The organism is Paenibacillus sp. J22TS3 (genome assembly GCF_018403205.1).
GTDB lineage: Bacteria > Bacillota > Bacilli > Paenibacillales > Paenibacillaceae > Fontibacillus > Fontibacillus tuaregi.
The window spans coordinates 1,010,702-1,023,161 of the sequence record NZ_BOSF01000001.1 but is presented as its reverse complement, the minus strand read 5'-3'; the positions used below and the strand labels follow the sequence as shown (position 1 = coordinate 1,023,161).

The 12,460-nt window shown below is 40.6% G+C and carries 9 protein-coding genes; all 9 read left to right on the top strand.

Going from position 1 to position 12,460, the window contains the following annotated elements; translation table 11 throughout:
- Window positions 1-123 precede the first annotated feature (123 nt).
- The 9 genes from KJS63_RS04670 (at window position 124) to KJS63_RS04630 (ending at window position 12,373) form a co-directional block, all read left to right on the top strand.
- On the top strand, window positions 124-2,670 hold the full coding sequence (locus tag KJS63_RS04670; protein ID WP_244862504.1) for a DEAD/DEAH box helicase: 2,547 nt from the start codon (window positions 124-126) through the stop codon (window positions 2,668-2,670).
- Between the two features lies 1 nt (window position 2,671).
- A complete protein-coding gene (locus KJS63_RS04665) occupies window positions 2,672-4,915 on the top strand; it encodes an McrB family protein (protein ID WP_213618115.1) in 2,244 nt (747 codons plus the stop codon).
- Window positions 4,896-6,389 carry a DUF2357 domain-containing protein gene (locus KJS63_RS04660; protein WP_213618114.1) on the top strand — a complete coding sequence of 498 codons (1,494 nt, stop codon included), beginning with the start codon at window positions 4,896-4,898 and terminating at the stop codon, window positions 6,387-6,389. The genes KJS63_RS04665 and KJS63_RS04660 overlap by 20 nt, the downstream gene beginning before the upstream one ends.
- Window positions 6,386-7,174, top strand: a complete 789-nt coding sequence (locus KJS63_RS04655) for a hypothetical protein (RefSeq protein ID WP_213618113.1) — start codon at window positions 6,386-6,388, stop codon at window positions 7,172-7,174. Before KJS63_RS04660 ends, KJS63_RS04655 begins: the two co-directional genes overlap by 4 nt.
- Window positions 7,158-7,748, top strand: coding sequence for a hypothetical protein (locus KJS63_RS04650; protein WP_213618112.1), 591 nt, complete (start codon window positions 7,158-7,160; stop codon window positions 7,746-7,748). Before KJS63_RS04655 ends, KJS63_RS04650 begins: the two co-directional genes overlap by 17 nt.
- Window positions 7,749-7,777: 29 nt before the next feature.
- Window positions 7,778-8,068, top strand: coding sequence for an HD domain-containing protein (locus KJS63_RS04645; protein ID WP_213618111.1), 291 nt, complete (start codon window positions 7,778-7,780; stop codon window positions 8,066-8,068).
- A gap of 186 nt (window positions 8,069-8,254) precedes the next feature.
- Window positions 8,255-9,058, top strand: coding sequence for a hypothetical protein (locus tag KJS63_RS04640; protein WP_213618110.1), 804 nt, complete (start codon window positions 8,255-8,257; stop codon window positions 9,056-9,058).
- Between the two features lie 426 nt (window positions 9,059-9,484).
- Window positions 9,485-10,636 carry a DUF4297 domain-containing protein gene (locus tag KJS63_RS04635; RefSeq protein WP_244862503.1) on the top strand — a complete coding sequence of 384 codons (1,152 nt, stop codon included), beginning with the start codon at window positions 9,485-9,487 and terminating at the stop codon, window positions 10,634-10,636.
- A 45-nt stretch (window positions 10,637-10,681) separates the two neighbouring features.
- Complete coding sequence (locus KJS63_RS04630) at window positions 10,682-12,373, top strand: AAA family ATPase (RefSeq protein ID WP_213618108.1); 1,692 nt, start codon at window positions 10,682-10,684, stop codon at window positions 12,371-12,373.
- The last annotated feature ends 87 nt before the right edge of the window (window positions 12,374-12,460 follow it).

Genomic DNA, 12,460 nt, shown 5'->3' with positions numbered 1-12,460 from the left:
CTTCAACGGGCAAACGGGATTCGAGTTTCAGAATGGCGCTCCCTTGAACCCGATACGGAGTCCTATATAAACAAACCATCCGGCGTTTATTGTTCACATGATAGACATTCAATCTTGGACGACATGCTGACACCGGAAGAAATGGAATTGCTCACAGACCGAAGACTTCCTGTTCAACATGTATTCGATAGTGAAAAACTCGTCCAGAATTTGCTCGAACTCGGAACTCGTATTCGAAGTGACGTCCACGTGCATCAAATTGACGCCAACCAAGGCGCTTATGCTGACCAAATCCTTATGCCCAGTTGGCTGCAGCGGAAGCTTCATTCTCTGGGGATCAATAAGCTGTATGAGCATCAAGGAGAAGCCATACAGAACATCCGGGAAGGACGCAATGTCGTTCTCTGTACGAAAACCGCATCGGGAAAATCATTGGCTTACAATGTTCCCATCATGGAAAAATTGGTATCTGATCCGGATGCGTGTGCGCTTTATTTGGCTCCGTTCAAAGCATTGGTCGAAGATCAGTTTACCCATTTGAAAGAATGGGCCGATGATATAGAAGAGCAGGGAAATAAAATTTCGCTTAATGGATTTTCGCGATTCACTGTGAATGGACAACAAATGTCTGTTGGACTTCTTCATGGGCAACGGAACGTTCCGGAGCATATGAGAAAAGATCAGGCGTCTAGCTTCGTGTTTTCTGAGGGGCGCTATTGGCTGACCAACGTTCACTATCTGCACTTAATTCTTCAAGGTGCAAGTTCACCTAAGGGGAAAGGCCCTGAGTTGTTGCGCTTTCTGCAAAATCTTCGGTTTGTTGTTATTGATGAGCTTCATCAATACTCAGGCTTGTTAGGTTCAAAGGTTTCTTTGGTCCTTCGCAGATTAAGAATGTTATGTGACAGATTGGGGAATAAAAACGTCCAGTTTATTGCCTGCTCGGCTACCATTGCTAATCCAAAGTATCTAGCTGAAGAATTAACAGGAATGCGTGGACTGAAAGGATTTCATGAAATATCGGGTGTACAAGCGCCAGTAAAGAAGAAAGCGATTTTGATGTGGAATCCTGGCTTATCAGACGATGAGCAGAAGAAAAGGGCTGTTGTTTCCGATCTCTATGAAATTCTGCGCACGATCTACAAGGATGGAAGATGGCCAAGAAGTATCATTTTCACAAGCAACCGCCAGCAAGCCCAGCTGTTAAGTCGTGAATTAAACATGATCTTGCGCAGCCATCTTCATGATCATGCCGGGCTTTCGGCAGACGAACCACATGAGTTTTTTCTGCCGTATCATGCATACCTCACGCAAGAAGTTAAAGAACGAACCATACAAAAACTTGAGCAAGGCGAGATCCTTGGAGTGGTCACCACTAGCGCCCTAGAGGTCGGAATTGATGTGAAGTGTCTGGATGTATGTATCTTACTCGGATACCCTGGCTCCCAGGCTTCCTTTTGGCAGCAGGCTGGACGAGTGGGACGCAGCAGAGACGGTGTGGTGATTATGATGCTTCAGGAAGAGCCATTGCAGCAATACTTTGCCCGCAATCCTGAAGAATTCTTTAAGCTCCCGCCTGAATCAGCAGCGATTAATACAACGAATCCCAAGCTATTAAAGGAGCATCTCGCATACGCAGCTCACGAACTGGGAGGAACGTTGACCAATGCTATGAATTATGTTCGCTCTTCGGCGCTTCGCAAAGTGGTTGCGGAAGCAAGCGACCAGTGGCAGCAGATCGAAGGAAAACTCCTCTATCATGGTGAAACGCCAAGATATCAAACTTTGTTTACAATGGGGGCTACTTATACGGTTGTAACCAAGAACGGGTGGAATGAGGACATCTTGTTTCAAAGTGTAGATGAGCGTTCCTTAATAAGAGATTATCACGTGGATGCCGTATTTCTGGGACCTGACAATCGTACCTTCTATAAGGTCAAGTGGGTCAACGGTAAGCAACGCAAAGTGGTTGTGGAGCCGGTAAGAACGGATTATCATACCCGCGGAATTATTCGCGATAGCATTGAAATCCATGACATAACCAATCCACTGAGAAGTGACGCGGCGATCAAATCCAATCTTGGAAACATCATCGTAAAACGAAGCACATTTGGCTACAAAAAAATCTACAATCACGGCGCAACGCCTCCCGAAACCGTGCAATTGACAAACACATATCCTGTCAGTTTCCAAACCGAGGCGTTTTGGCTGATGTGGGATCACCAAGGAAGGGATGAACTTAAAGGTCTGCTCAATGATGTACTGGATCGCGATACCATTGACTTGGAGACCATGGCTGAGGGAAGCCTTCATGCGGTTGAACATGCCATAGCTTCGGCGATACCGGCCGTTGTAAGGTGCAGTATGGCTGATTTTCAGCACACCTCTTTTTATTCTGGCTCAGCATTGTTTGGAATGCCCGGAATGTTCTTCTACGACAGCCAAGCAGGAGGCGGTTCAGGTATAGTCGAGGTCGTTGCGGAAAAATTCGAGGTTCTCTTGGAGAAAGCCCAACAGATCATTAGCAGCTGTGGTTGTTCGGACGGCTGCCCATCCTGCATTCAGTTATTTCATTGTGAAAAACAGAATGAGCCGCTTCATAAAGCTGGGGGATTAGTTCTATTGGATTATTTGAAGGTTAAATTCAACGTAAAGTCAAAGGAGTCTTGAAATGATCAACTTGTCTCAATACCAGCAAATATTCGATATAGATAATACGGCGGAGCGGTGTAAGAAGGTGAACGATTCCATGGAGCAGCTGTGGAAATCGAAATTAGATCAATTAGCCGCTCAATTACTCGGCCAAGATTATAGGATTGCAACGTACGGCCAGACTCTTGTTACGACCTATCATGATGCATTAAATCCTAAGTATGCGGAGCAAAAGAAGGATTCGAGTATTGGTAGAAAGTACTTTGCCCAGATTGTTCGTAAGGTTGGAAATAAAGAAGTGAATCTGCTCACGCTTGAGTTTAACGGCATTGAAAAAAGACTATATGTCACAATAGACCTAAGCTTCTATCAAGTTCATGAATTGATAAAAAGCGACCGTTTAAATGCTATGCTTGACGAATTGGGTCCTAAGATCGGAACATTCACCAGAACAGGATCATTTACACGGAACGAAATTGAGCGCACGGTACTCGGCCAGGCACTCATTGAAATGATCAAACCGAGAATTCGACCATGGATTTACATCGGGATGATGCTTCCCCTTGAAGGGGAGTTTGAAGTAAGTTCAATAATTGATTATTTGAAGCAAACCTGGGAACAGACGGCTGCATTTCGCCAATATTCTTTGGAGTACAGTGAACAGAGTGCTAAAGCGGCTCATATCATGGACCTGCTAGCTTCTGTTGAAGAGCCCTTCACGGCAACCCTGTTCGGGAGATCCTATCAGATCCAATATGGGGTTACAGGGAATGAGAAGTCTGGTGAAAGAGAACAGGAGTTTTCCTTAAAGAGGGATGGGCAGACGATCGTACAAGGTTGTTTGTTATACAGAGAGTACGAGGTGAGAACCGGTTCATCCAGACCCATGCTGGCCGTTGACGTGGAAGGCCACAATCATACCTATACCAACGTTGAGGCACTGCTTGGCGAAGGGTTAAAGGAATGGAGGCTTTTCAAATCATTTCGAACAACAAATCAGGATAACGAAGAATTAAAGCAGGAAGCCATGGAATTGCTGATTCAGCATGATTTTGAAGTGGAACATAATGGCTATCGGATCGGAACGTATAATAACTCTGCGCGGCGATTCGAAGAGGATGTCCGTGAAATCAAAGGGAAATTGGTGTGCGCTGCGTTGTTGTTTGCTCACGTAGCCGGTCGTGGCAAATTCAAATTCTTTGAAACAGATGCGACAAACGACGCGTCCATCGTAAATGGCGATCATATAGATGATTATTCGAAGGAGATTATAGAATACAACTGTACCTTTAATTTCCCTGTTATTTATGAGGCCACTCAGAACAGTTCCTTGACATTTGTTAAAGATCTGATAAGAGATCTGCATCTGAACTTGACGGCCTTAGACGACAAGCATTTCGTGATTCTTAGCGGGATCTCGGGAACCGGCAAAACGCAATTGGCTAAGCTCTATGCGAATGCGGTGTATGGTTTACCTTATGAGGCTGATAATCCGTATTTGTCCATCATACCTGTCCGGCCGGACTGGACCGATGGGACGGCACTGTTCGGTTATTACAGCTCATTTGAGAACAGGTATATAATGACGGAGTTCCTGCGAATCATTCTGCATGCGCATGAGGAGCGCGAAAAGCCGCATTTTATTGTATTGGATGAAATGAATCTTGCGCGAGTCGAGTATTATTTAAGCGATTACCTAAGCGGCGTTGAGTCGCATAAGGAAGTTCCTCTACACAACCGGAATGATCTGGATGGAATTCCATCCAAAATCAATATTCCGCCCAATGTTTATCTTATCGGTACGATCAATGTCGATGAAACGACTCATAGCATTTCGGATAAAGTATTGGATCGTGCATTCGTAATGACTCTAAGCGACGTGGATTTGGAAACATTCTGGAGTCGTATGGACGAAGGGATCAGAACCGGACTTCAGAGTGAATTTACATATTTGAAGCGGCTGCATGGGCTATTGTCACCTTATCACCTTCATTTTGGATACCGAACGATGAGCGAGATGATGAAAAAGCTGAGCAGCCATCTGGTATTGGACGCTGAGTATCAGACCTCAAGAACAGCGATGCTGGATCAGGTAATTTCGGAAAAGGTGCTTCCGAAGCTAAAGGGTGATGATCGTATTGCTGAGTTGCTCAAGGATTTGAAAGACTTGTTTGCTGAGCATTTGGGTCAAGAATCGATTAGCTGCAGTCATATCATTCGCATGGAGAAGGAGCTATTACGATATGGAGCAACACAGTTCTGACGGTAAACTACTGCTCCGAAGTAACGATAAAGTATGGGTTGCCTTGGAGGAGGCTTACCTGACCGAAGCGACATCCTACGAATGGAAGTACATCATGGACGACTTGGAGCAGCTGCCCTCGATCTATTTTTGCGGTTTGGCGTTATTTCCGCACCGGGTGCAGCAAGGTGAGGCATATGGTCATCTGACTACCCCCTTTCAAAGCGGAAAAGTCCACTTTCAAATCAACGGGGTGCAGCTTGAAACCTATATTTATCCCGATAGCCGGAAAATGACGGAAGAGCAATATCACCTTATGCTAAGCGATATTCTTAAGGAAGCATCCCTTTGTTTTGAGTACTCGCATATTGAGGTGGGAATTGATACAGATCAGCTTTCTCGTGAGCTTTCATTGGCACAATGGTGCTATATTGAATCGTCGTTTGCGTTGTTGACTGCTATGATCTGGAGTATCATTCGACAACCGATCCGTATGCTTCAAGCTAGCGAGAGGCAGATGAGACGAGATCGTGTCAAAAGTGTGGAACTCAAAACTTTGGCGTGGCTGGAACAAAACAGGGGTCGAGGCACTGGCAGTGATATACCGGAAACGGTGAAATCTACAACTCGAGCGGACAGCTATAATACTTATGAAAACAAGCTATTAAAGCGTTGGCTGGTGGAGCTAAGGCATCTACTGAAGATGTACGGTAAGAGCGTTCCGGAAGAACAAGCGGTTAGAGCAGAATCCTATGCGGACAAGGTTGGTTATTGGCTGCAGGATCCTTTTTTTAAGCAGGTTTCACCCTACAAAGGGGTCATTCGAATTACGCAGGTTTTCCGAAAACATCCTTCATATCGACAGTGCTATCATTGGTTTGATCGCTTGTACAAGCATGGGGATGAGCGTATCGGTATGAGCTATCATTATCCGCTGCGGGAAACCTTTGCCTTATATGAGATATGGTGCTATATGCAGTTTGTGAAGCTATTTCGGGAAAAGGGCTTGTTAGAAGATAGCAGCGGGTTATTCCGAACGACAAGGGAAGGTCTCTTCCTTCATTTTGCAGAGCATAACGAGAGTATGGTGAAGTTGAAAAATGGTATGCGGCTCTCATATCAACGTGTATTTCAAAGTAATTCCCCCAGCTTTTATACCTATACGCAGAGAATGATTCCTGACATTGTCATCGAAGCAGGAGATACCTTATATGTGCTGGATCCGAAGTACCGCATTGCTGCCAATCTAGGTACAGCTTTAGGTGAAATGCATAAGTACAGAGACGGGATTTTGCGTTGTTGTAATGACAGTCGGGCGGTACATAGCGTTTTTATTGTAACACCTGTTCAAGATGCTGAACTTGATTATTTCAGAGCTGATTTTCACAGCAGATATAGGATGGGAGCAATCGCGCTTACGCCGGGGGGAGACACGAGCCTATTGAGTGATTGGATCAATAATCAATTGGTTCAAGAGGGAGGAGAAACGCCGTGATTGCTGAAATCCACAATAAAATATCACGATCCGGTAGCAATCTGTCAGATCGGTTGGAAGACCAATTAACCGGTGATTTCTTTGGCGCCATCCGCTATTTACCTTTTCATATTGGCTTGAGACACGTATTGGATGCCGTTCGGTACCAAAAGGCTGATCAAGATTCAGAGTCACACTGGTGGAAGCTACTTGATTCCATTCATGATCACGAATATCAAATCCAGTTCTGGTTTCGACATGCAGAGGGAGAAATTGATCTGATCATAGAACATTCCGATGTTGTAATCGGAATTGAAGTGAAGTATTGCGGCGGCCTTTCATCAGACGATGAAGAGATAGAGGAAATCGTAACTCCAGAAGAAAGCTGTCATCAGTTGGCACGATACTCCAGGCTGCTTGAAGATATTCGGCAAGGACGCCCGGCCTATCTTATATTCTTGGCACCGAATGATATCCTGACTCCTGTAGAAGCGGGTATAATGGGGCGGTCAATTATATCTCCTGATATCTCTTTAGGGTTCTTAGCTTGGCAGAACGTATTGGAGCAGCTGAAATCCATAGAACTAATTCAATTGGATGCCGGTCAACGGATGATTATTCAAGACTTATCGGATCTTCTCGTAAGAAAAGGATTCGAGAGGTTCAAGGGATTCCTTTCCGGTACTCAAAATGTGACTGTTCATGATAACGCATATTTATTCAAAGGAAAATCACACAATCAACGAGCTTTAAATTGGCCCATAAATGTCTTAGTACAGGAGGATAGCTATGTCTTCAACAAATGACTTTGGCGGAAATATTAGCTTATCAGTTAAGGTGCTTCGGGAAACGTACAAAAATATAAATCTACTCTTTAACGAAATGGATATCATCGGTAAAGAACACGGCTTCATTTCGCTAAATCCTAAATTTCTTCGTTGGAAGTCAGATAGCTATGAGGATGGCTGGTTGCTTAGCAATTTTATTAAAGTCTATCAAATGGAAGGTGATTCTGCGGGAAACGAAAATGTCCCAGACTTGAAGGACGGGGATGTATTTGTGGTGGAAATTGATTTAGAGGGGGAAGAGGACTATCCGGAGATTACCTTATCTCGATTTCAATACGATTTGACAAAATGGGAGCGACTGCCTTCCATATCAGATCACTGGCTTTTTCATGATCCTTATCGCTTAGAGAACCATTTCACTATTAATGAAACAGATCAAGTATGGAGATGCAGGACGAAAACAAAGTCAATCAATAGGTACTGGGGGCTTAAACAAGCAATTGGAAAGTCATTTCCCCTATTTACCGTATGTGATTCCGAGGCAATAAAATCACATATATTTGAGGCATTGTTAAAGTTGCCTGAATCGTAAGAACGATATGGGGAAAGGGCGTGCAAAGCTTGAATCGGATCGATTTTGCTATTGAATTTGCAGCATATGCGCATCAAAACCAGCTAAGAAAGGGAACGGAAATTCCCTATATCAGCCATCCTTTTGGGGTAGGTATGATTTTGCTTGAGGCCAAATGCAATGAGGAAGTTATTATCGCGGGTCTGCTTCACGATACATTGGAGGATACAGAGACTACGGAGGACGATATTCATAGCCGATTCGGATCTGAGGTACTGAGGCTTGTGCAGGGGGCTTCTGAACCGGATAAGCACTTGTCTTGGGAAATAACCTCCTCTTAAGATTAAGATGAAAGGGTAAACAGAGAACTGGTTTTCTGACCTTTTTCTTGGTTATTCGGGCAACATTCAATTTTATATATCCAAATCGTATCAAATGTAATTATGCCCTGCTGTTATTATTTTATATTATTAAAACAGACAAACGGGATTTAATGAGTTGCAGATACAGGAAGGGAGTAGTTTACTATGATTGAAGCCTTTATTAAACAAACAATATCGATGCTGGAGAAATCGGATATTCGAATTCACCAGCCCGATTTTCGCAAGGTTGTATTTGAGGACGAAAAGAAGCATACCGTCTTTATTGAAGTTAGTGATGTACTATATGGTCGTTCTAATCTGTCCGACAATCTAATCTTACAATTAATGATTTTCTTTGGCATATTAGATGCGAAAATTGACTCACTTTACCCTGAGTTAGAAAACGATAAGTTTGAAGCAAAATTCAGCCGTTTGCCTGAAAGTAATGACCAGGAACTAATACTGAAGCAACTTTTCAGAATCCTAAAATTATTTCGAAATGTGGCTGTACATAAGAGGGATGCAGTTTCAATCGAAAACAATACGATTACTTGCAACTCGGGCATCAAAAAATTGGTCATAAGCAAACTTGGACTTGAATTGATTTATTCCGTTATTTTTATGTTGTTAAACCCATTGGATAAAAACGAAGAATATTTCATAGGAATTCTAAGGCAATATTACGATGACATTAAAGGTGCTGTATTCTCGTTTAAAGATGCGGCTGGCGAAGGATTGCCTGAACTTTCGAATGGCATTCGCTTAAAATGGAGTGTTCGGTATCAAGTTGATAACCCATCATATGAAGTGGATGAAAATTATCTAACAATTAAAAATCCTTATGATACGGGTTATGAATGGTATGGAGTGGATTATTTTATTGATGGAGGAAGCTTTGTTCTTCCAGGCGAAGCCTTAAACTCAGATAATCAAATATCCATTTCAGACTTACAAGCGTGGAAGATTTAATAAATGAAAAGTTAACGGCGGTTCCCTTAAATGGGTCGCCGTTGCTTTTTCTTGATATCCGTTCAATATTTTCGTTGAAGTGTGTTCCTCTGTAAGAGATTCTGTGTATTCGACAGTGATTAATCGAATCCCTCCTTTGGAGTCCAACTTTCGGGCATCACGTTTGTATTTGAACCTTTCCAATAAGTCGGCTCATCATCTGCAATATCGTCCCGTTTTGGCCTGATGCAATAGTCAATAACCTTTGTTCCTCAATTTGGACTTGTTCTCCGATTTCTTTTGACGCTTTTATCTGTACATAAAATCTCCCTCCAAGAAAGTCTATTTTTTCATACGAAATATCTATTTATTAAGTTTCTTAAGTGCTTGAAATTTTCTACAAAACTGGTGATTCTCTTTCAATGTTCGCAGGAGTATTTGTGGTTGATGTCGAACTTGTGTTTAGAGGTTGTAGTCGGAAACCAAAGGGTTGATTCTATGGAACTTAGAGAGCGTTTTATTAAAGAAAAGCCTAGAGAAAATAGTGGGACTAGTTCATCGAATAGATTTGATTATCAACAGGATTGGGCGATTTGTAAATTGCTTGAACTGCATAAAACAGGAAATGATTACTTATTGGTTTTGGATTATCACGATGATGTTGTAGTTTTGGACTCGGAAAACCAACCTAAACAAGTTTCATTTTATCAGTTAAAAACAAAGGATAAAGGCAACTGGACAATGACCGATTTGTTAAGAAGAAAAAAGGGGAAGGAAGGGCTTCTCCCCTCTATGCTTGGCAAATTGTTCGGCTGTAAATTAACCTTTGGCTCTAACACCTTATCGATTAACTTTGTCTCAAATGCAACTTTCAGTGTTGAACTGAAAAACAAAGACGATAAAAGCGTGGATAAAAGAACTATTTGCTTTGCAGAATTGAGTTCTAAGGTAATAGCTGATGTCATTAAAAAAATCAGAGATGAGCATTACTTGACCGAAGACCCCGAATTCACAGATATTACTTTCCTACATGTATCTGACTTGATTTTGAATAATCGAGAAACTTATGTAAAAGGTAAGTTAAGTGATTTCTTAGAAGAATTGAATCCTAACGGAAAGTTCAAAATCAGTTTGGTTTATACCACAATATTTGATGAAATAAAGCGAAAAAACAACTATGAATATTCAATAAATGATTTTGAAGAACTCTTGAAGCACAAGTCGATTAGTAAGAAATATTTCCAAACTATATTGAAAAATTTTAACGTGGATAACTCTTGTGAAGAAATGTGGACATATACTCAGAATAAATTATCTAATGAAGCGGTTCCTTTAAGCATTCTCCCTAAACTACGGGACGCTTGGAGGAAATACGAAATTGACCGAATGGACGGTACAAATCTTTATTTGAAAGCTTTACGAGAAGCCGCGGCTAATATCGTAGTACCCTATAAACTTAATTTGACCATTACTTCTTTGTATCAGGGTATAATCGAACCTGCTTATAAAGAGTTTATTGAAGCTAGGGTGCAAACAATGGATTTGTATGATGAATTCTATATTAAAGTAATAATTCTAATGGAGTACTACGGCATATGAATAATAACTTTAGGATATTAATTAGAAACTTGAGGGAAAAAAACTATGAAAAAGTTAATTTTAAAAAAGATAACCTTGCTATCACTTCTAGAAAAAAAGGCAAGGCAAATTCAGTTTCACCCCAAGATAACAATAATTCAAGGTGATAATCACACTGGGAAGTCTTCATTGCTAAAGAGCATTTATTGGACTTTCGGCGCAGAAGCGGCACATACGCATCCAAAATGGCAAGGTGCAGATGTTATTAGTGTTGTTAATTTTACAATTAATGAAGAAGAGTATTCGATTCTAAGGAAGAAGGACTTTTTTGCTGTATTTGATAAGAATGAGAACTTACTCGGCAATTTCACAAAAATTACTGATGGATTAGCTCCATACTTGGGAGATTTATTAAATTATCGAATCAAGTTGAACAATCGACAGAATACCTTAGTTACACCACCACCTGCTTATTTTTTTCTGCCTTTTTATATAGACCAAGATGTGAGTTGGAAAGAAAATTGGGCAGCATTCACAAATTTGAGCCAATTGAGTAATTGGAGAAACAACATTGTTAATTATCATACAGGAATTAAACCTAATGAATATTACTTAATTAACGCAAAGATTGAGAATATCTCTAAGGATATAGATGTACTCGATGATAAACGAAAAGTTTCAAAAAATGTATTAAGTAAGTTAATTGAACAATTCAATGAACTTATCATTGATATTGATCTTGAAGCATTCAAGGAAGAAATTAACGAAATGCTTCAACAGTACAAGTCTTTAAAGGATAAAGGGGATATTCTTAGAAAAAACATTGTAGATCTAAATAATCATAAGATACATATCCAAACTCAAATTGATATTGTTAATAAAGCCCTAAAAGAATTACGACTTGATTATGATTTCGCAATGGAACAATTGGATACAGTTGATTGTCCGACTTGTGGACATACATATGAGAATTCGTTTGCAGAACGCTTTGCTATTGCCAAAGACGAAGACCGATGTCAAGAGCTTCTTATTAAAATGCAGGAAGATCTTCGCGAAATAGATGAGAAAGTTAATAAAGAATATGCTATTTACAATGAAAATTCAGCAGAGGCAACACGAATTAAAGACTTGTTGGATAGAAAACAAGGTGAAGTGAAGCTCAAGGATTTGATACAAAACGAGGGTAAGAAAGAACTTAAAACAATTCTTCAAGGTGAGATTGATGAAATTACAGGTCAAATAAACAGTTTGGATACAGAAATCAAATCCTTGAAAGAGGACTTAAAAACGTATGAGGATAAGAAGAGACAGAAAACGATAAAAGAAAGATACCTTCAAAATATGCATTATTACCTAAACAAACTAGAAGTTCATACGATGCAAGAAAAAAGTTATAAATCAATCACTTCAAAAATAAAAGAAACTGGAAGTGGTTTACCAAGAGCTTTGCTTGCTTATTGTTTTAGCATTTTGAATGTGATGAGTATGTATTCGACCTCTACATTCTGTCCAATCATTATTGATTCACCAAACCAACAAGACCAAGACCCTGAAAATTTAAGCAAAATGATAAAGATTATTCTTCAGGAACCACCAGCCAATTCCCAAATAATTTTAGGACTTGTTGAGTTGGGAGATGTTCAATTTGAAGGGGATATTATTGAGTTAACAGAAAGGTATAGTTTACTAAATAAAGATAACTATGAGCAAATGTCTGCTTATGTTAGGAACTTGTACGACAAAGGTTTAGAAAAATAATAATAAAAATGAGATTAAAGCTTTAAGGCTATAGTGTAGCGACCATGGACAAATAAATGTCTATGGTCGTTATTTATTGTCAAGTGC

What these genes read in the sequence shown, in the direction of transcription:
- KJS63_RS04670 (WP_244862504.1), top strand. Translation starts at nt 124, where the DNA reads ATGCTGACACCGGAAGAAATGGAATTGCTCACAGACCGAAGACTTCCT.
- KJS63_RS04665 (WP_213618115.1), top strand. Translation starts at nt 2,672, where the DNA reads ATGATCAACTTGTCTCAATACCAGCAAATATTCGATATAGATAATACG.
- KJS63_RS04660 (WP_213618114.1), top strand. Translation starts at nt 4,896, where the DNA reads ATGGAGCAACACAGTTCTGACGGTAAACTACTGCTCCGAAGTAACGAT.
- KJS63_RS04650 (WP_213618112.1), top strand. Translation starts at nt 7,158, where the DNA reads ATGTCTTCAACAAATGACTTTGGCGGAAATATTAGCTTATCAGTTAAG.
- KJS63_RS04640 (WP_213618110.1), top strand. Translation starts at nt 8,255, where the DNA reads ATGATTGAAGCCTTTATTAAACAAACAATATCGATGCTGGAGAAATCG.
- KJS63_RS04635 (WP_244862503.1), top strand. Translation starts at nt 9,485, where the DNA reads ATGTCGAACTTGTGTTTAGAGGTTGTAGTCGGAAACCAAAGGGTTGAT.
- KJS63_RS04630 (WP_213618108.1), top strand. Translation starts at nt 10,682, where the DNA reads ATGAAAAAGTTAATTTTAAAAAAGATAACCTTGCTATCACTTCTAGAA.